Here is a 20,055-nt window from a genome sequence, read left to right on the forward strand (position 1 = left end):
TTACCAATCTTTTTCAGATTTTATCGGCGTTCCTTTTACTTTTCTGGCGTTTACTTTTTCTTGAACTTTTTTCTCTTCATTATTCATCGCCTCCAGAATATTCTTTATTTGCTGTGGTGATAACTGATTAGGGCGAGGCTGCTGTTGCCCTTGAGGTTTTCCCTCTTGTTTTTGCTGATCTTGCTTATTTTTGTTTTGATCACCTTGATCCTGCTTTTTATCTTCAGAATTCTCTCCTTGGTCATCTTTTTTATCGCCTTCTTTGTTTTCATCATCCTTTTTATTCTCAGAATCCTCGTCCTGTTTTTGATCCTGATCATCCTGATTTTCTTTATTCTGATCCTTATCTCCCTTATCGTCTTTTTTATCCTTGTTTTTATCCTCGTTATTTTTTTGTTCGTCCTGTTGTTTTTTCAGCATTTCCTTAGCCAGAGCAAGATTATACCGAGTTTCTTCATCAGAAGGAATATTTCTCAAGGCTTCCTTGTACGCCTCTACCGCTTTTTTATATTCCTTATTTTTCATAAAGACATTCCCCAAATTGTGAAAGGCCTTATGTTTATCTTCTTTGGAAATTGAAGCAAGTCCGGCTTCTTTATAACGCATAAAAGCTTCTCCCATACTATTATTGTTGTAATATACATTCCCCAGGTTGTATTTTGCCTTCCCGTTTTCTGAACTTTTGGAGATGGCTTTTCGATAAGCCATTTCCGCTTCCACAATATCGTTGTCTTCAGTCAATTCTTTATTTCCTTCATAGGTAAAGTCGATCGACTCCAACAATGCTTTCTCTTTTTGCTTATCCCCGTCACTTTCCTGTGCTTTTACCGATAAAAACGCAAAAAGCAGCAAAATAGATAAAATCCCAAAGCGTCGGGAGCTCTTTCTTCCCATTGCTTTTCCTTTTATAAAATTCTTAATCGATATGTGCTTCTTATTCTTCATTTTTTCCTTCATTAAACAAATTCAATTGCTGAATCCACCCTGTTTTTCTTTCCAAGAGGAAAATATCGAGGAACAGCAACAGAATAGCTCCTCCTATAAACCATTGAAACTGGTCTTTAAAATCGGCAAACTGCTTCGATTCAAACTCCATTTTATCCATGTTGGCCAATTCTTCTTTTACAAAATCGACCACTTCTTCCGTATTCGTTCCGCTTATGTACGATCCATTACCTTCTTGAGCGATTCCGTTTAACATTTGTTCGTTGAGTTTGGTAATCACCACATCGCCGTTCCTGTCTTTTTTATATGAATCGACAACCCCATTGATCCTGATAGGGATAGGACCGCCTTTTGTGGTTCCGACACCAATGGTGTATATTTTAATCCCTTCCTTTTTGGCTTTTTCTACTGATTCTATTGCCATATTGGAATGATCTTCCCCATCAGAAATCAAAATCAGCACTCTGTTGGTTTGCTCCTGATCGTCATAATAAGTGATCGCCATGTCAATCGCCTCGTTAATCGCCGTTCCCTGCGACGACATCATATCGGTATTCATACTCTGCAAAAACATTTTCGCAGCAGAATAATCGGTTGTTATAGGCAATTGCGGATGTGCCTGTCCGGCATAGGCAATGATCCCAATCCTGTCGCTCGCCAAATTATTGATAATTTCTGAAACAATACGCTTCGTTTTTTCCAATCGGTTGGGCGCAATATCTTCAGCAGCCATACTTTTAGAGACATCAATGGCAAAGACAATATCAACCCCTTCACGCTTTACCGTCTCCAATTTTGTGCCAATCTTCGGATTCACCAATGCGACAGCCAAACAAGCAATGGCCAAAAGTGCCAAAATAAGCTTCAACACCGGTTTTAAACTCGACCTGTTCGGACTCAACTTATCCATCAACAAGGGCGTTGCAAACTTTTTTCGGGCTCTTTTTTGCCAAAACTTAAACCCAAGGAAAAATAGCAACAATACCGGGATTAAAACCAGTACGTAGAAATATATTTTTTGATCTAATTCATACATAGACTATACTAAACTTCTAAAAACCGTATACCTCAATAAATATTCAAACATCAACAATCCCACTGCAAACAACGCAAAAAACCGAAATTTCTCTTGAATGTTGTAATATTTAAGTTCTTCGATTTCTGTTTTTTCCAATTTATTGATTTCCCCGTAAATTTCTGATAATTTTTTGTTATTGGTTGCCCTAAAATATTTTCCCCCGGTTTTATCAGCAATGTTTTGTAGCAACTGTTCATCAATTTCCACCTCGCGCATTCCGTAGCGGAAACTTCCATCGGGATTGTAGGCAATAGGTGTCAATGCCATGCCATTTGTCCCTATCCCTATGGTGTAAGTTTTAATTCCATACTCTACGGCCAATTCTGCCGCTGTTTGCGGTTCTATAAAACCGGAATTGTTCACCCCGTCAGTCAGCAAAATAATCACTTTGCTCTTAGCCTTACTGTCTTTCAATCGGTTTACGGAAGTAGCCAAGCCCATTCCGATTGCCGTTCCATCTTCCAACTCTCCGTACTTTATATCGCTCAGCGATCTTAAAACAATGGCTTTATCACTCGTGATCGGGGTTTTGGTATAACTTTCCGCTGAATATTCCACCAGACCGATACGGTCGCTTACTCTTTCTTTTACAAACTCTGCAGCCACTCTCTTCAAAGCGGTCAAGCGGTTGGGTTTCAAATCACGGGCCAACATACTGGACGAAACATCCATAGCTATCACGATATCGATACCGCGTGTTGTTTTCGTTCGTGTAGAAACATCACTGGTTTGCGGTCTCGCCATAGCAGTTATCAAAGCTGCCAATGCCAAAAGCCTTAAAACAAAAAGTCCGGGTTTTAGTTTAGCCAATACAGAAGATGATGCCTTAAACCCTTTAATACTCGATATTTTTAAAGAGGCCGTTTCTTTTTTCCGTTTAAAAATATACCAAACAATAGCTACTGGCAGCAATAACAGCAGCCAGAAAAATTGTGGATTGGCAAATTGTATATTTTCAAACATGATTAGCTCTCTGTTTTAAAATCAATAGAATTCGTAATTCGGTTTACAATTTCGTCTGCATAACGGTCACCTTCATCAAAAACCATGATTACCTGCTGAAAACCTCCGTTTTGAACAAAACTCAATATCACATATTCTGCATTTCTTTCTTTTTTAGCTTCCGGATCTTCAATTTTCAACGTCCCGAACACCTTCGACCCTTTCTTTCCGGTAGGGGTTACCAACTCTTCATCTTTCACAATCATATTCTTGGCTCCGGCAGCTTCTATTTGGGACACAGCAGCATCAATTGCTTTTTTACCGTCAAAATCGGCTTCTTTTTTATAGGTCGAAGCACTTACCTGAATAAAAAAGCCTTTGTACATGTTTCCATAGGAAAACACCTGATGGCTATCAGTTCCAATATGGGCTCCGTCTTCAACTTCTGTTTCCCGTTTCAAAATTTCAGGTGTTTCGAGATATATGGCGGGATATCCATAAGCACTTCCTAGCCATTCTTTTTCCAACAAAGATTTTACAGGATGCCCAAAAACAGTATCCTTCACATTACTGAAACCAAACAGATAGGTACTAACCCCTCCGGCCACGAGCAATACAGCGACACCTGAAGCAATAGCATATTTTATTCGTTTTTGCTTCTTTTTTTGTTTGAGTTCTTCTACATATTCCTCCTGCTGCATCAGTTCTTCTTCAGTAGGTTCGGGTAGAGCTTCTTTGGTTTTTACAACAATCTGTTCGACGGTTTTTCGATCACGGTCAATTAACGAATTTTCAGGAATCGATTTTGCAAACTTCACCAAATCGGCCGCTTGCAAGACGTTTTTGAACTGTTTAATGGTATCATCGTCGATCTTCAAGCTTCCGGTATCCCTTAAAGCTTCCATTTTGACTATCAATTCTTCCGTAGTACTTTCCAAAGCAGAAACGTGAACATCCTCTTCTAAATAAGATCGAACAATATTGGTCAATTCTGAATAATACTCCTTGTATTCCGACTTTATCAGGTATTTGGATTCGTCCAGTTTTTTTAATTCCATCAACGCCCTGTCGTATGGAGGAAGCAATGCGATTTTTTCGTCTTCGGTAAGCGGTTTTTCCCGAAAAACAAACCAATACAACAGCCCCCCGATCACAGCTAGAACAACAATGGCAAACAATAACCATTTCCACCAGTTACCTAAATTCTTTTCCACTTCGGCCAGTGATTTAATCTCGTACATCTTTTGTTTAGTGGTATCAACAGCTACGGTGCGAACCTCAACTTGTATTGAATCGGTAAAATACTGTTTTCCGTTGATGTCCACCAGTTGTCGAGGCAATGTATAGATCCCTGAGTCAAACTGCGTCAAGGCATATTTTTTTATCAGGTTGAGTTTGTCTTGGTTGATCACCGAATCAGTAGGTAGTGCTTCCACAAGTTCCAAAGGCATAAAAGTCTGCCCTTCCGGAAATATGACCTGAGCGGTCGTATCGGTCTCTACTTGTATTTCATAAGTGAACTGCTCGCCGATTTTGATGGCAGTAGTATCTGCAGAAGCCGTTACTTGACTATAAGAGACCAAGGAAAAAAACAAAAAGAATGCCGTTAGAAAAAACCGAAATCGGAAGTCCAAAGCCGGAAGTCTCCTAAAGCCTTTTATATATTTCATCTCAAATCCTAAACCCATAGCGATTAATTTCTTCTTTTGAAATATCCCAATAATTTTTTTACATAACTCTCATCTACCCGACTGCTCAAGGTACCGGCTCCACTCTTTCGGAACGTATTTTGAAAGTAGTCCACCCGATCTTTGTAATGTGTCGCATATTGATTTCGCAAACGCTTGGACTTGGTGTTGACCAACATCAGTTCCCCGGTTTCAGCGTCTTCCATTTGGACAAATCCGATATTGGGAATGTTTTCTTCCTTTTCATCGTAGATACGAATTCCGGTAATATCATGCTTATTAGACACTATCTTAAGCGTATGTTCATAATCATCAGCCATAAAATCTGACAACACAAAGGTGATTACTTTTTTCTTGCTCACACTCGATAAGAATTTAAGTGCTTGTGCAATATCCGTATTTTTATTTTCCGGATGAAATTCAATAAGCTCCCTGATGATCCTTAACACGTGGAATCTTCCCTTTTTGGGAGGAATGTAGAGTTCTATTTTATCTGAAAACAAAATCAGGCCTATCTTGTCATTGTTCTGCATAGCTGAAAATGCCAAGGTAGCCGATATTTCGGTAATAATTTCTTTTTTAAACTGATTGGTGGTACCGAAAAGTTCAGAGCCACTCACATCCACCATCAACATCATGGTCAACTCCCGTTCTTCTTCAAATACCTTTATAAAGGGTTCGTTATAACGCGCTGTCACATTCCAATCAATATTCCTGACATCGTCACCATATTGATAATTACGCACCTCACTAAAGGTCATTCCACGGCCTTTAAAAGTAGAATGGTATTCTCCCCCAAAAATATGATCGCTCAATCTCCGGGTTTTAATCTCTATCTTTCGAACCTTTTTCAGTAACTCCTTAGTATCCATAGTCCAGTATGCAGTTTACAGTATTCATTGTTCAGGTATGAAGTGTTCCTTAGCATTTTAACGCCAGCAATACACTTTACTGCGAACTGATTAAGGCACTTCTATTTCATTAACAATCTTGTTAATGATCTCTTCTGAAGTAATATTCTCTGCTTCGGCCTCATAAGTAATTCCAACCCTATGACGCAATACATCGTGTACCACGGCTCTTACATCCTCCGGAATAACATACCCTCGTCTTCTGATAAAAGCATAACACTTAGCTGCAGATGCTAAATTGATACTTCCCCTTGGGGATGCTCCAAAGCTGATTAGCGGTTTCAACTCTGACAGGTTGTATTTTTCGGGATATCGCGTAGCAAAAATGATATCCAGAATATATTTTTCTATTTTTTCGTCCATATAGACCTCCCTGACAGACTCCTGAGCCTTCAAAATTTGGTCCAGTGAAACTACTTGGTTCACCTTATTGAACTCGCCTTTGAGGTTGGCACGGATAATCAATTGTTCTTCATCCAGTTTCGGATAATCGATTACGGTTTTCAGCATAAAACGGTCTACCTGTGCTTCAGGAAGCGGATAGGTTCCTTCCTGCTCTACCGGGTTTTGTGTAGCCATCACCAAGAAAGGTTTATCAAGTACAAAGGTTTCGTCGCCAATAGTTACTTGTTTTTCCTGCATGGCTTCCAGCAAAGCCGATTGTACTTTGGCAGGTGCCCTGTTGATCTCATCTGCCAAAACGAAATTGGCAAAAATAGGTCCTTTTTTAATGGAGAAGTCGTTTTCCTTGATATTATATATCATCGTCCCCACTACATCTGCAGGCAAGAGATCGGGTGTAAACTGAATCCTACTAAAGCTTCCATGAACAGCTTTAGACAGCGTGTTAATCGCTAAAGTCTTGGCCAGTCCCGGTACTCCTTCCAACAAAATATGACCTTGACCCAAAAGGCCGATCAACAATCTTTCTATCATGTGCCTTTGACCTACAATCACCTTGTTCATTTCCATGGTCAATGCATCTATGAAAGCACTTTCTTTTTCTATTTTTTCATTAATCGCATTAATATCCAATGTAGTATTTTGCTCCATTTATGTCAATTTTTTCAGGCATCAATATAACACCATCAATCTTAGGACGCAAATTGAAAATTAATTTAGATTGATGCTGTTAACAATTGGTTAAAAAACGAAGAGTAGCCTACAGATTAGGCTACTCTTAATGTTTTTTTATGTTTTTTTAACTTATTCGAGGGTAATATCCCCTAGATCTGTGGTCTCTCCATCCACTACTGTCACATCTGCTACAGTATTGACTCCATAAGCCGATCCTTCTCCTGGTGTAAGAGTTACCGTATAAGTTCCGGCCGCAACACCTTCAAGGGTAAATACACCTGCTTCATCTGCATCTGCAGTTATTTCGGTTGCTGCTTCACCTTCTCCAACAGTTACTGATGCAGTTACGATAATACCTTCTTCAGGATTGGCAATTGTTCCCGTAATGCTTCCGCCTGTTTCAGCTTCAGCCATTTGAAGTTCAACAGCTTCTACTTCAGTAATTTCACCGTTTACAACTTCAACGCCTTCAACAACAGCCTCTGCATAACCGGATTCTTCATCAGGAGTTAAAACCAAATCGTAAGTTCCTCCGGGAACACCATACAAAGCATAAATACCGCTTTCATCAGCAATACTTGAAATAGTATCCTCACCACTAATAACAGAAGCCATCACCTGGAATTCTCCTACAGGACTTACTGATCCGGTAATGATTCCTGAATTCACTTCTGTACTGGCACGAATTACAGGTTTTAGATTGTATTCACCGGTTCCTTTAGCTACAACTGATTGATCAGCATCAAAATCAAGGATGATTTCGTAAGTGAACCCTTCTTCCAACATAGCATCTTCCAAATTGATTTTCAATCCGGATTGCTGTGCACTTGGGGTTTTCAGCATAATTTCTTCACCATCAACCACAACTGAGTTGTTTTCTCCCAGTACCAAACGGATTTGTTCAATCTCTCCGGCAGGTAGTTGATTATCGGCTAAAACCACATTGGCTCCACCTGTAAGTTCTAACAGGTCATAAACCCCTGCGTTGATTTCTCCTATGCTTTCCCATCCACCGGTAGTATCAGTTTCCTCTCCTTCGGCAGCTTCACCTTCTCTATTGATCATGACATCCTGAATGTCAACATTTACAGCCTCGTAATCCCCAGGGGCATCCACAAGTTTAACAACCAACCTTGCATTTCCATCTGCAGGCATTCCATTATCGTCATTGTCACTACAGCTAGTTGTAGCAAATAATACTACAAAAGCCATTAATAATTTAGTCGACAAATTTTTAAATACTTTTTCCATAAATAAAATTATAGGTTAATACTCAATTAATTACACATTATACATATAAGACACTTCAGCTGAAAAAAACCCTACCCCAAAAAAATATTTTTTTTATGTAAGGATATTATTACAGAAAAAATGTCGTGTAATAGGTACGCCGATTTAGGGTGTGTTAGATGTTAACGTGTGTTAATAATTATTATTTCGTCTAAAGCTCCCCGATTTTTTTCATTAAATTTCAATCATATTTATAATGACTTATTATATTGAAAATGAAGAACAAAATAGCACTTATAACCGGAGCCACCAGTGGTATAGGAAAAGCTACTGCTGTAGAATTTGCCAAACATGGCATTGATTTGATCCTCTGTGGAAGGCGAAACGATCGTTTGGAGCAATTAAAAGCCCAACTATCAGATCAGGTAAATGTACATACGCTCTCTTTTGATGTAAGGAATAAAGAAGCTGTGTTTAACGCTATTGCAACTATTCCGGATGAATTCAAACCCATCGACATCCTTATCAACAATGCCGGAAATGCACATGGACTGGCTCCCATAAACGAAGGGAGTATTGACGACTGGGAAGCCATGATGGACATCAATGTGAAGGGTTTACTTTATGTATCTCAAGCAATCATCCCTGAGATGGTCAAAAGAAAATCGGGTCATATTATAAACATCGGTTCTACAGCCGGCAAGGAAGTTTATCCCGGTGGCAATGTGTATTGCGCGAGTAAACACGCCGTGGATGCCATCAATCAGGGAATGCGAATCGACTTGCACGCTCACGGAATTCGGGTTGGAGCTGTTAATCCGGGACTAGTGGAAACAGAATTCAGCAAAGTGCGTTTTAAAGGAGATACTGAAAAAGCAGATGCGGTATATCACGGATTCACCCCTCTAAAACCTGAAGACATTGCCGAGATCATTTATTTTTCCGTTTCCCGTCCGCCGCATGTAAATATTGCTGACCTGATCGTTATGCCGACCGACCAAGCCAGCAGCACTATTGTAAACAGGAATTAAAATGGTTAACAAACGTCTCTTGGTAAAAAACTTATTAGCTCATAATGACGAAAACAGTTTTTATGACAAAAAGCGCTTTATCAATATTGGAGATAAGGAAGGAAAAGCAAAATTTATAAAACACCTCTGTGCCCTAGCCAACTCCAACCCAAAAAACAATTCTTTTATCGTAGTTGGGGTTGAAGATGAGGACAGTAAAATTGTCGGGGTAGACTTTTTTGACGACAGTAAGATCCAAAACCTGGTCAATGCCTATATTGAAAACGCGCCTTTGGTATCGTATGAGAACATCCCCTTTCCGCATCTGCCCGAAGGCAAGGTCGTTGGTTTGGTGACCATACGCTCTACCGGGAAACTGGCTGCTCTTAAAAGAAATATCTGGAAATATTGGGGCGGCAGTGTGTTTTTTAGGGACGGAAGCATGAGCATGCCCAAAGTGTTCGACATAGAAATAAAAGACACTAATTCTGCTATTGTTGCAGAAATTGAACAACACGCACAGAACAATATCGAATTGACCTTGGATGGGGTTGTTGACTTTATCCGTAACAAACATGCCGATCTGAAGTCCAATTACAAGGTGTTTAAAGAACAATTTGTGGTGTGTTGGGCTGGATATGTTAAAAAAGTGAATGATAAGACCTATTATTCCAGGGTAGATATCGAATTGATCAACGAGCAGGTAAAATTATTCTATTCCGCTTTAGATCAAGTAGAAATCACCTATGATCAAAACACTTTTACTACTACTGAATATGTAAAATTAGGACTCAACAAAAACAAGAAATTTTATCCGCTGGAAAAGATGGAGATCCGATTTAAAGACAATGGCACTTATAAAATAAGTAGTGACCTGATCTTCGACCCGCCGCAGTATGACCGAAAGATGTTGTACCACATTTTCAACACTAACAATACCATTTTAGAAAAACTGAAAAAAGGGCTTCCGTTGAGCAACAGGGACGAAAAAGACCTTAAAAATATCCCCGCTACACATCTTATCTGCTATTTAAACGGCTTTGAAGGTGCCAAGCAGATGTTGGAAGATTATCGTTGGTATGTAAAAGACCACAACAAAGAACTTTATCAATCCCTTAAGGAAGCTCTAAGGATTCTTAGAAAAGTACGTTACGCTTAGCTTAAAATCACTCCAAACTGCATTGACATCATTTAAACGGGATAATTGGCATAAAAAGCACCCCACAAAAGCATCAATCCCAACGCAACCCACAAACTCACTCTGTCCGTTCAATTTTGTAATCGCCACCGCCACATTCGTTGGTGCTTCACCTGCTTTTATAGTGAATTCATTAGCTTTTGTTAAATCCACTCCTTGGTTTTCGGCCACAAAATCAATTAAGAGTTCGCCAATACAATAAACTTTTTTCATTCCCAATCTTAAGTTGTAATTTCACCTCAAATTATACTCTAAAAGAAACTTTCATGGATAAAAGAACGTTTGTAATTGGTGATATTCACGGAGCCCTGAAGGCCTTGGAACAAGTTTTGGAACGTGCAAAAGTCACTACAAACGACACCTTGATCTTTTTAGGTGATTATGTAGACGGATGGAGCGAATCCCCTGGTGTTATTGATAAACTAATCGAATTGAGCAAAACCAACGACTGTGTTTTTATACGGGGGAATCACGATGCTTTGTTTTATGAATGGCTCACAAAGAAAAAGGACAATCCGGCTTGGCTTTTTCACGGAGGTCAAGCTACAATAAATGCATACCGCTCTCTATCAGAAGCTACACTCAAGACACATATTCGTTTTATAGAATCCCTTAGCGATTATTATTTGGATGATAAGGGACGTCTTTTTATCCATGCCGGATATACCAATATGCATGGTGTTGAGTATGAATCTTTTCCTGAAATGTTTTATTGGGATCGTTCACTTTGGGAAATGGCCCTGTCAATGGACACAAAAATAAAAGAAAGTGATATTAGATATCCACCACGGTTGAAGCATTATAAAGAAATATACATTGGCCATACCCCCACTATACGAATCGGAAAGACCGTTCCCGTAAATATTGATAGAATTTGGAATATGGACACCGGAGCCGCTTATAAGAGTCCGCTAACCATCATGAACATAGATACCAAAAAATTTTGGCAAAGTAACAATGTCAACGAATTATACCCCGACGAAAACGGAAGAAATTAAAAAAGAGGCTGCCTAAAAATTAGATTTTTCGACAGTCTCTTTTCTTCGATTTGGCTGGTTAGTTACCTCATCTATTTTTTTCCTCCCGAGAGTTCATCTTGCCAATCCAAGAGCTTTTTCCATTTCCCTTCATAAGCGAGTTTAGCCTGTTTTGACCATGTCCCCGGTTCATGCATACCAAAAGATTTACCTCCTGAATCAAGTATTTCCTGACATTTTTTTTCAGAAGCCTCAGAGAGTGCTCTCCATGTTTTTACGCCGTTCTTTTTAAAGAGTTCTTCTATTTTCGGGCCTATTCCTTCGATAATCTTTAGATCGTCTTTTTTGATTTTCTTTCCAAATACCGATTTTGCCAAATCAGCATCAAAAGGAATGGCCGCCGCTGCAATAGCAGTCTTAGCAGCAGTAGTTTTAGTACCACTACTTGCCGACAATTTTGACATGCAATCGGCCAGATCGGCTTCCAGTTTAGCATATTTTTTCTTCCAAGCATCAATCTCAGAAGTATCAGCAACTGTAGTCTCGCTGCCTCCGCCGGATAAAAATTTTCCTAATAAGTATCCCAAAATTGCACAAATAGCGCCTACTAATAATGGGATTATTAAACACCAGTTCATATGAATTACTATTTTAAAGTGATTACAATCCTTCTATTTTTTGCTCGTCCTTCTGCTGTGTTATTATCAGCTATGGGCTCTATGGAACCTTTTGAAGCGGTCTCTATTTTCCCTTCCGGGATTCCGTTTTCAACGAGGTATGATTTTACAAATTCCGCTCTTCTTTTTCCCAGTTCTTTATTCGCAAAATAATCTCCTATATTGTCGGCATGTCCGGTAATCATCACCGTTGTTTCATCTGAAATATCCATAGCACGAACAATGTCCATATACTGTTTTCGCTGTGCTTCGGTAAAGTTGATCGTGCTCCTTCCACTGTCAAAATATAAAACAATCGGTTCTTCTTTGATTCGCTCTACAATATCAGCAACATCATCCGAACTTGATAATTTATCAGATAATGAAAATGAAAGTGGTCCCAGATAGATGCTATCTTTCTTGGGCAGATCGGTTTCCAACACTCCATAGGTATTTATCTTTTTTGAAGAAAGCCCTTGGGTAATCAGATAATTCTTAACGGAATTGGCCCTTGCCAAGCCTAAATTCGGAAAAGCAGAATTGTTTCCTTCGCCGGCATCATAATATCCGGTAACATCTATAAATCTGTTATCACCATTTTCCAAATATGATTTTAATTCACCTACACCTTGGTTTACACTTTCGGGTACAGGCCTGACAATAAAAAAGTTGGATTCTTTGAATTTGAAATTATCTTCGGATTCGAAGCTAAAATCCCCGGCACTGTCTTTTATAAAGAAAGAACCAATAACAGGGCTTTCTGCTTCCACAGCAACCGGCTCCTTAGCATCTATTGCAGATTCACTTCTTGCTTCACAGCATAAGATCCAATTGAGAAAAGTACCGAACAAAATAACAAGCAGTATACCGGTTAAATACACTAACCTCATATTCTAATGTTTTGATTTATTAAGTTTTACACTCAAATTTAGTTAAATTTTAACATCTAAGCGTTAATTTCATAAAAAACTTTAAATCAGTCATTTATATTTTTTGTAACTTTAATATACTTATAAAGTCCATTTTTACCATTCTAATCTGCTTCTTATATTAGCCAACTTAAAATATTTATGGAGGCTCATGAAAATCACCCTTTTTTTAATATCCTTCATATATGAATAGAAAAAGAAAAACGGGAAAGTATTCGTATTTACAGCAAAGAAATACGACCTTTACCCCCATTAAAATCAGAACACTATGTCTCTACATAATATAAGACTGGAGGTGATGCAGACTATAGAAAAGAGGATTGATTCTTTTCTGGAGGCATACCTTATGCCTATTGAAAAAATATGGCAACCCACCGATTTCCTTCCCGATTCCCAAAGTGAAACTTTTTTTGAGGATGTGAGAAAGATCAGAGGGGAAGCAAAAGAACTAGGGTATGATTTCTGGGTAGTCTTGGTAGCCGACACAATTACCGAAGAGGCTCTACCTACATACGAGTCGTGGTTAATGGATGTTGAAGGTGTTGATCAACACGGAAGAAACGGATGGTCAAAATGGGTTCGTCAATGGACTGCCGAAGAAAACCGGCACGGCGATGTGTTGAACAAATATCTCTACCTTTCCGGACGTGTAAACATGAGGGAAATAGAAAAAACAACCCAATACATGATTGCCGACGGTTTTGATATCGGAACAGACAGAGATCCTTATAAAAACTTCGTCTATACTACCTTTCAAGAATTGGCGACCAATATCTCACATAAAAGAGTTGGGCAATTGGCCAAGAAAAAAGGAAACCCCATGTTGGCAAAAATGTGTAACATTATTGCGGGGGATGAAATGAGGCACCATATGGCATACAGAGAATTTGTAAAAGCCATTTTGGAATACGATCCCAGTGAAATGATCATCGCTTTTGCCGATATGATGAAACATAAGATTGTTATGCCGGCTCAATTTATCCGTGAATCGGGTGACCATATTGGTAGTGCATTCGAAAATTTTTCCAATGCCGCACAACGCTTGGGTGTTTATACCACTTTCGACTACATCAACATTCTTGAACGTTTAAACCAGTATTGGCAAATCGACAAGATAAACTCCCTTAACGATAAGGGTGAAAAAGCAAGGGATTACTTGATGAAACTCCCTGATCGTTTAAAACGAATCTCCGAACGAATGTCCGTTCCTCAAGACCCACATATCTTTAAGTGGGTAGAGGCAAATGGGGTTTTGTAGGGGTAAAAACACATAAAAATTACAACGCATAGACCCGGCAGGTTTTTGAAACCTGCCGGGTCTACACATATTTAAAAATTTGTCAATCCCGGAAAATATTACCTTTGGTCGCAAATAACTATAAGCATGAGTGTAGTAGAAAAAAAACTAAAAGACCGTAGCGGCAGCAAATGTGAATTGTGTGGTAACGAACATGACTTGCAGGTATATGAAGTTCCACCAACCTCAACGGGAAGCCTTGAAAATAGTATTTTGGCTTGCGATGTTTGTGTGACACAGCTGGAAGACCCGGAAAAAGTGGATGTAAATCACTGGCGATGTCTAAACGACAGCATGTGGAGCGAGCATTTACCCGTGCAAATTGTTGCTTGGCGTATGTTAACCCGATTACGCGATAAAGGCTGGCCACAGGATTTATTGGATATGATGTATTTGGATGAGGAGGCTTTAGAATGGGCAAAAGCTACCGGAGAAGGCGAAGATGAGGAAGAGAAAATCGTTCACAAAGACAGCAACGGTAATATTTTACAAGACGGAGATTCTGTTGTTTTAATCAAAGACCTCAACGTAAAGGGAGCCAATTTCACAGCAAAACGAGGTGCCGCTGTACACCGAATTTCTTTGGTTTGGGACAATGCCGAACAAATTGAAGGCCGTGTTGACGGACAACAAATTGTTATACTCACGCAATACGTTAAGAAAACAAAATAAAAAAAGAGGCTGTCTAAAAAGCCCTGAGTGAACCTGATTTGTCAGTCTGAGCTTGTCGAAGACATATTATATTGATTTTTAGTAAATTATGCTTCGACAGGCTCAGCATGACATCTGAATTTGCAGCTTTTTAGACAGCCTCCTTAAATAAAATCCGCGTTCTACAAATCAAATTTTATTCCTTGCGCCAAAGGCAATTCCGTAGTATAATTAATTGTATTGGTCTGGCGTCGCATATAAACTTTCCAAGCATCGGAACCTGATTCACGTCCGCCACCCGTTTCTTTTTCACCCCCAAAGGCACCGCCAATCTCAGCGCCACTGGTTCCTATATTCACATTGGCAATTCCGCAATCCGATCCACGATGTGACAAAAAGTATTCCGCTTCCCGTAAATTGTTGGTCATAATGGCTGAAGACAATCCTTGTGCAACTCCGTTTTGCAATTCAACGGCGTTTTCAACACCTCCGCTGTATTTCAGCAAATACAAAATAGGAGCAAATGTTTCTTCCTGAACGATCTCAAAATGATTTTCAGCCTCGGCAATGGCCGGTTTTACATAACAACCACTTTCATATCCTTCTCCGGAAAGCACACCACCTTCAACTAATACATTTCCGCCTTCCTTTTTAACCTTCTCCAATGCGCCCAGATATTTTTTTACAGCATCCGTATCGATCAACGGACCTACATGATTATTTTCATCTAGCGGGTTCCCTATTCTTAATTGCTTGTATGCTTGTACAAGAGCTGATTTTACCTCTTCATAAATATCTTCATGAACAATAAGTCTTCTGGTCGACGTACAACGCTGTCCGCAAGTTCCAACTGCGCCAAAAACCGTTCCGATAACGGTCATTTTCATATCCGCATCCGGAGTAACGATAATAGCATTGTTTCCTCCCAGTTCCAATAAAGATTTTCCAAGTCTGGCTGCTACAGCTTGCGCTACTATTTTTCCCATTCTGATGGATCCTGTAGCCGATACCAAAGTTACTCTCGGGTCGTGAGTCAACAATTCCCCTACTCTATAATCACCTGTAAGCAAGCAAGAAACACCTTCCGGCATATTATTCGCCTCAAGCACTTCAGCAATTAATTTCTGGCAGGCAATAGAAATCAATGGTGTTTTTTCTGAAGGTTTCCAGACACATACATCACCGCACACCCAAGCCAGGGCAGTGTTCCATGCCCAAACTGCCACCGGAAAATTGAATGCAGAAATAATTCCGACAACTCCAAGCGGGTGGTATTGTTCATACATACGGTGTCCGGGACGTTCAGAGTGCATAGTCAATCCGTGCAATTGGCGTGATATGCCCACAGCAAAATCGCATATATCTATCATCTCCTGGACTTCTCCCAAACCTTCTTGGTAGGATTTCCCCATTTCGTAGGAAACCAGCATCCCCAAATCAGATTTATATTCCCGTAATTTATCTCCAAATTGCCTTACCACTTCTCCTCGCTGTGGAGCGGGAACCATTCGCCACTCCTTGAACGCATTTTGAGCGGTCTCCAACACCTTTTCAAAATCCTTATCGGTTGTCATTTTCACTTGGGCTATCTCTGCTCCATCTACCGGCGAAGCAGAAACCAAAACCTCTCCTTCAGCAAACCACTTATTCCCTGTTGAACTTCCCTGGTTAAGTGTTTCAACTTTCAACTTTTTCAGTGATTCAGATATCCTTGATTTTTTGACTTCAGTAATCATTTATAACTTTTTATATGTTTTTTGTTTTAAATTTCACTAAATATATAAATTCTTTAAGGAAACCACCTAAGAAAATCACAAACTCTTTTTATTAGGTCCTACAGCTCACAATCTTAGCTAGATTCTCCATTTTATTTTTTTCAAAAATACTTATAAACTCTTTGTTTGAAGTAAGAAATAGTTCTATTTTTGTCCTTTATTTTTAAATAATCTAAATAAGAATAACTTATGAAATATCTTCTGATGCTAAGTCTCCTATTGAGTAGCTTTGCATATTCACAACAACCGACTGTGAAAGGAAAAGTAACAGACCAAAACAATGATCCCATTCCATATGTGTCTGTTTTGGCACAAGAAACCGGTAAAGGGACTACTACTGACGATCAGGGGAACTTCACCCTCAATATTGCCCAAGCAGGTAGCTATACACTTAATTTTTCCGCTATTGGGTTTAAAACCCTCCCTAAAAAAGTTCAGATAGAAGAAAACCAACAACTGGAATTGAGTGTAGTGCTCTATGAATCCATGGAACAACTCAACGAGGTAGTGATAACATCCAATAGGACTAGGGAAACCCTCGATGAAGTGCCTTCTTCGGTTTCAGTACTCTCTTCAAAACAAGTAGAGACCCTGGCACAAACCAGTAATTCAGTGGCTGATGTGCTGACCGAGATCCCCGGAATCTCCCTAAGTTCAAATCGAACCAGCAGTACTGGTCAGACTTTAAGAGGTCGAAACATGCTGATATTGATCGACGGTATTCCCCAATCTACACCTCTTAGAAAAGGAGGACGGGATATCAACACCATCGACCCCAGCTCTATTGAACGTATAGAAGTCATAAAAGGAGCCACCGCCATCTACGGAAATGGAGCCGATGGAGGTATTGTAAATTATATCACTAAAAAGCCCAAAGCAAACAAAAAACTGGAAAGCACCACTATAGTAGGATCAGAAGGTTCCTTGGTAGCGATTAACAATACAGTAGGTTCCAGAATCACACAAACTTTCTCAGGACACCTGGACAAGTTAAGATACGTAGCCAGTGGAAGCTTTAGACAAACTGGGGTTCATAAAGATGCCAATGGTGAGGTCATTTCTCCATTTTACGGTTTGGGAGAAACCAGCCAATATAGTCTCTTCGGAAAAGTAAATTATTCCATTACCGACAGCCAATCGATTGAGCTCATGTACAACTATTTCAGCAGTAACCAAGACTCTAGATATATACCTCAGGTGGGTGTGTATGGAGAGACCGCTACTATTGGTGTGCTCGGTGAAGATTTAGGTGAAGATCAAGGGAATCGCTACAACCACAATGTTCAGCTGACCTATGACTATAATCAAATTTTCCATAACACGGACTTCAGACTCAACCTGTATTCACAGGACTTTAGAACGGTTTACGGTTACACGGATAGTTTCTACAATCCTGAATTAGGTTATGATGGAGGGCAATCCTCTATTATTTCATCCAAAAAAGGAGCTCGATTTAATTTTAAAACATCCTATAATATTGGTAATCTCACTGGAGATTTGCTCTATGGATTGGATGCTCTTAATGATAAAACGGCTCAGGAATTAATGGATGGTAGATCATGGGTGCCTGAAATGGACATGAACAATTTAGCTCCTTATGCACAATTGAAAACACGCTATGGAAATTTTGTCCTTAAAGCAGGAATACGCTTTGAAAACATTAAGATAGAAATTCCCGATTATACGACCCTGGAACGGTACAGTGTAGGAGAAACCACACCAAATAGTGGTGGAGTTGCCATAGAAGGTGGGGAACTGGACTATAATGCCACTACCTTTAATGTGGGCTTGCGATATAATAAATGGAATACTTTTAAACCATTTGTTAGTTTTTCACAGAGTTTTTCTATTGCCGATTTAGGAAGAATACTAAGAGATGCTACAGAAAATACTGTAAGTCAAATCAACTCCGAAGCTGTAATCGCAAACAATTATGAAGTAGGATTCAACAGTCACTTAGGGGAAACCCGTTTTAGTGGGGCTTATTTTATCAGTACATCAGACCTTGGATCCACATACAGGGAATCGGAAAGCGGAGCTTTTGAAATCTTGCGCCAACCGGAAAAAGTTTATGGTTTTGAGTTCTCAATGGATACCGAAATTCTCAGGAACCTGAACTTTGGTACTTCTGTATCGCATACAGAAGGAAAAATAGATAGTAACGATGATGGGGATTACAACAATTATATGGGAGGTGACCGAATTCCTCCTATGAAAATAGTTTCCTATTTGTCCTACCAATGGCAGGATAAATTTGATATTAGATTATCCCACATCTACAGTGGCAACCGAGATCGTTTTGAGCCTGATTACACCTATGGAAAAGGGCCGGTGGACAGTATTAATATCACCAACCTGACCACCAATTACCAGCTTAGCCCTTCTACAAAATTAGGACTAGGTATCAAAAACCTATTCAATAATGACTATTATAATGTAATTTCGCAATGGAATGCAAGGGATTCCAATTACATTAAAGCCAATGGAACCCAGTTTAATATTTCTTTGACTGTAAACTTGTAATGTCAACAAGTATTTAGGTAATTAATTCTTTAACCCCTATTTATAAAGTGTGAATAATAGCCGGTAGTTTCCTTTTTATTTTGGGAATTATCGGTTCTATTTTGGTCTTCAACCAAGATATCGATAAGGCTTTGTTTAAAGACTATCAGATAAACGAATACCCTGATGCCTTAAACCACGATGGGCCGTATACGAACTGCAAAAAACATATCTGAATTGGAACACCCGTATAATTCATTTTGAAAAAGGCCAGACCATAGTCTTTAATATCCGACGTCCCGAAGCCATAAAATTGGTGTTTATCCATCCAAAAACCGGATAAATCATAGGGGCGATTGACGAAAGAACACATTTTACCAAACCAGCCAGCGAGAGAAGTTTATAAAAATAGCTACCCAATCATTATCCTTTAAATTCGACAGTATGATAAGCCCCTTATACTTTGGTCAATAGGCAGGTATTTTGGGGAAACTATTCTACTCCGTCATAGGTTTATCAGGCCCATTTTTATCTATTACAGGTTTTTTTATGGTAGTTAGAAATAGCTAATCCTCCTCGGCCACAAAACGCTCATCAACCGGCATTACGGTTCCACAGTTATCACAGGTACGCAGCTCCTCACTGTTGTAAAAGTGTTTGAAGTGTTTCAAAAAATCCTTTTCAATATCATTCAAGGGAAAGTAAACATCATACAATTTATGGTTACAGTGATCGCAATACCACAACAAGCCATCTTCTCCCGGAAGATCTGTTCGTTTACGCTCGATCACCAAACCAATAGAACCTTCTTTTCGCACAGGGCTATGAGGCACCTTTGCCGGATGTAAATACATATCGCCTGGACCCAATTTCATCGTTTTTTTCTCTCCCTCTTCCTGTATATGTACTTCTATATTTCCTTCGAGTTGATAGAAAAGTTCTTCCGTTTCGTTATAGTGATAATCCTTACGTGCATTTGGCCCTGCAACAACCATCACAATATAGTCGTCCGCATCTTTGTAAAGGTTTTTATTGCCAACAGGCGGTTTTAGAAGATCTCGGTTCTCTTCTATCCATTTATCCAAATTAAAAGGTTTTCTAATAGCCATCTATGTATATTTAAAGTCTCCTCTAAATTAAACATCTCCCCATTAAGAATGAAATAATCATTCGAAATATGCGGAATGAT

General features: G+C 39.3%; 18 protein-coding genes. 6 read left to right on the plus strand and 12 right to left on the minus strand.

The window, feature by feature from the left end; genetic code table 11:
* The 7 genes from OOZ15_RS11650 to OOZ15_RS11680 form a co-directional block, all read right to left on the minus strand.
* Positions 1 to 945 carry a tetratricopeptide repeat protein gene (locus OOZ15_RS11650; RefSeq protein WP_265956585.1) on the minus strand — a complete coding sequence of 315 codons (945 nt, stop codon included), beginning with the start codon at positions 943 to 945 and terminating at the stop codon, positions 1 to 3.
* Positions 935 to 1,981: a VWA domain-containing protein gene (locus tag OOZ15_RS11655; RefSeq protein WP_265956586.1), complete on the minus strand. Its 1,047-nt coding sequence runs from the start codon at positions 1,979 to 1,981 to the stop codon at positions 935 to 937. The genes OOZ15_RS11650 and OOZ15_RS11655 overlap by 11 nt, the downstream gene beginning before the upstream one ends.
* 3 nt (positions 1,982 to 1,984) lie before the next feature.
* Positions 1,985 to 2,986 carry a vWA domain-containing protein gene (locus tag OOZ15_RS11660; RefSeq protein WP_265956587.1) on the minus strand — a complete coding sequence of 334 codons (1,002 nt, stop codon included), beginning with the start codon at positions 2,984 to 2,986 and terminating at the stop codon, positions 1,985 to 1,987.
* A 2-nt stretch (positions 2,987 to 2,988) separates the two neighbouring features.
* Positions 2,989 to 4,635, minus strand: a complete 1,647-nt coding sequence (locus OOZ15_RS11665; RefSeq protein WP_416337320.1) for a BatD family protein — start codon at positions 4,633 to 4,635, stop codon at positions 2,989 to 2,991.
* Positions 4,636 to 4,658: 23 nt separating this feature from the next.
* A complete protein-coding gene (locus OOZ15_RS11670) occupies positions 4,659 to 5,525 on the minus strand; it encodes a DUF58 domain-containing protein (RefSeq protein WP_265956589.1) in 867 nt (288 codons plus the stop codon).
* 90 nt (positions 5,526 to 5,615) lie between these two features.
* Complete coding sequence (locus OOZ15_RS11675; protein ID WP_265956590.1) at positions 5,616 to 6,617, minus strand: AAA family ATPase; 1,002 nt, start codon at positions 6,615 to 6,617, stop codon at positions 5,616 to 5,618.
* Between the two features lie 153 nt (positions 6,618 to 6,770).
* A complete protein-coding gene (locus OOZ15_RS11680; RefSeq protein ID WP_265956591.1) occupies positions 6,771 to 7,892 on the minus strand; it encodes a DUF4382 domain-containing protein in 1,122 nt (373 codons plus the stop codon).
* Between the two features lie 254 nt (positions 7,893 to 8,146).
* On the opposite strand from OOZ15_RS11680, the gene OOZ15_RS11685 reads away from it, so the two are divergent.
* On the plus strand, positions 8,147 to 8,902 hold the full coding sequence (locus OOZ15_RS11685; RefSeq protein ID WP_265956592.1) for an SDR family NAD(P)-dependent oxidoreductase: 756 nt from the start codon (positions 8,147 to 8,149) through the stop codon (positions 8,900 to 8,902).
* Between the two features lies 1 nt (position 8,903).
* On the plus strand, positions 8,904 to 10,040 hold the full coding sequence (locus tag OOZ15_RS11690) for an ATP-binding protein (protein WP_265956593.1): 1,137 nt from the start codon (positions 8,904 to 8,906) through the stop codon (positions 10,038 to 10,040).
* Here the strand turns inward: OOZ15_RS11690 and OOZ15_RS11695 are convergent.
* A complete protein-coding gene (locus tag OOZ15_RS11695) occupies positions 10,008 to 10,292 on the minus strand; it encodes a PfkB family carbohydrate kinase (RefSeq protein ID WP_265956594.1) in 285 nt (94 codons plus the stop codon). The two genes, OOZ15_RS11690 and OOZ15_RS11695, sit on opposite strands and share 33 nt — an antisense overlap.
* A gap of 53 nt (positions 10,293 to 10,345) precedes the next feature.
* Here OOZ15_RS11695 and OOZ15_RS11700 point away from each other — a divergent pair, with 53 nt between their 5' ends.
* Positions 10,346 to 11,077: a metallophosphoesterase family protein gene (locus OOZ15_RS11700; protein ID WP_265956595.1), complete on the plus strand. Its 732-nt coding sequence runs from the start codon at positions 10,346 to 10,348 to the stop codon at positions 11,075 to 11,077.
* A 71-nt stretch (positions 11,078 to 11,148) separates the two neighbouring features.
* On the opposite strand, the gene OOZ15_RS11705 is transcribed toward OOZ15_RS11700, so the two are convergent.
* Complete coding sequence (locus OOZ15_RS11705; RefSeq protein WP_265956596.1) at positions 11,149 to 11,694, minus strand: hypothetical protein; 546 nt, start codon at positions 11,692 to 11,694, stop codon at positions 11,149 to 11,151.
* An 8-nt stretch (positions 11,695 to 11,702) separates the two neighbouring features.
* Positions 11,703 to 12,602 (minus strand): OmpA family protein, encoded by a 900-nt coding sequence (locus OOZ15_RS11710; RefSeq protein WP_265956597.1) that lies wholly within the window; start codon positions 12,600 to 12,602, stop codon positions 11,703 to 11,705.
* A 307-nt stretch (positions 12,603 to 12,909) separates the two neighbouring features.
* Here OOZ15_RS11710 and OOZ15_RS11715 point away from each other — a divergent pair, with 307 nt between their 5' ends.
* Together OOZ15_RS11715 and OOZ15_RS11720 are read left to right on the plus strand one after the other, a co-directional pair.
* Positions 12,910 to 13,899: an acyl-ACP desaturase gene (locus OOZ15_RS11715; protein ID WP_265956598.1), complete on the plus strand. Its 990-nt coding sequence runs from the start codon at positions 12,910 to 12,912 to the stop codon at positions 13,897 to 13,899.
* 126 nt (positions 13,900 to 14,025) lie between these two features.
* Complete coding sequence (locus tag OOZ15_RS11720; RefSeq protein WP_265956599.1) at positions 14,026 to 14,610, plus strand: PhnA domain-containing protein; 585 nt, start codon at positions 14,026 to 14,028, stop codon at positions 14,608 to 14,610.
* Positions 14,611 to 14,771: 161 nt separating this feature from the next.
* On the opposite strand, the gene amaB is transcribed toward OOZ15_RS11720, so the two are convergent.
* Entirely contained in the window at positions 14,772 to 16,325 is a 1,554-nt protein-coding gene (amaB, locus tag OOZ15_RS11725) for an L-piperidine-6-carboxylate dehydrogenase (protein ID WP_265956600.1), read from the minus strand.
* A gap of 228 nt (positions 16,326 to 16,553) precedes the next feature.
* Between amaB and OOZ15_RS11730 the strand changes: the two genes are divergently transcribed.
* Positions 16,554 to 18,887 (plus strand): TonB-dependent receptor, encoded by a 2,334-nt coding sequence (locus tag OOZ15_RS11730; RefSeq protein WP_265956601.1) that lies wholly within the window; start codon positions 16,554 to 16,556, stop codon positions 18,885 to 18,887.
* Positions 18,888 to 19,432: 545 nt separating this feature from the next.
* Here OOZ15_RS11730 and OOZ15_RS11735 read toward each other — a convergent pair.
* Positions 19,433 to 19,975, minus strand: coding sequence for a 3-hydroxyanthranilate 3,4-dioxygenase (locus OOZ15_RS11735; protein WP_265956602.1), 543 nt, complete (start codon positions 19,973 to 19,975; stop codon positions 19,433 to 19,435).
* Positions 19,976 to 20,055 lie beyond the last annotated feature (80 nt).

It is taken from the genome of Galbibacter kalidii (assembly GCF_026241135.1).
GTDB lineage: Bacteria > Bacteroidota > Bacteroidia > Flavobacteriales > Flavobacteriaceae > Galbibacter.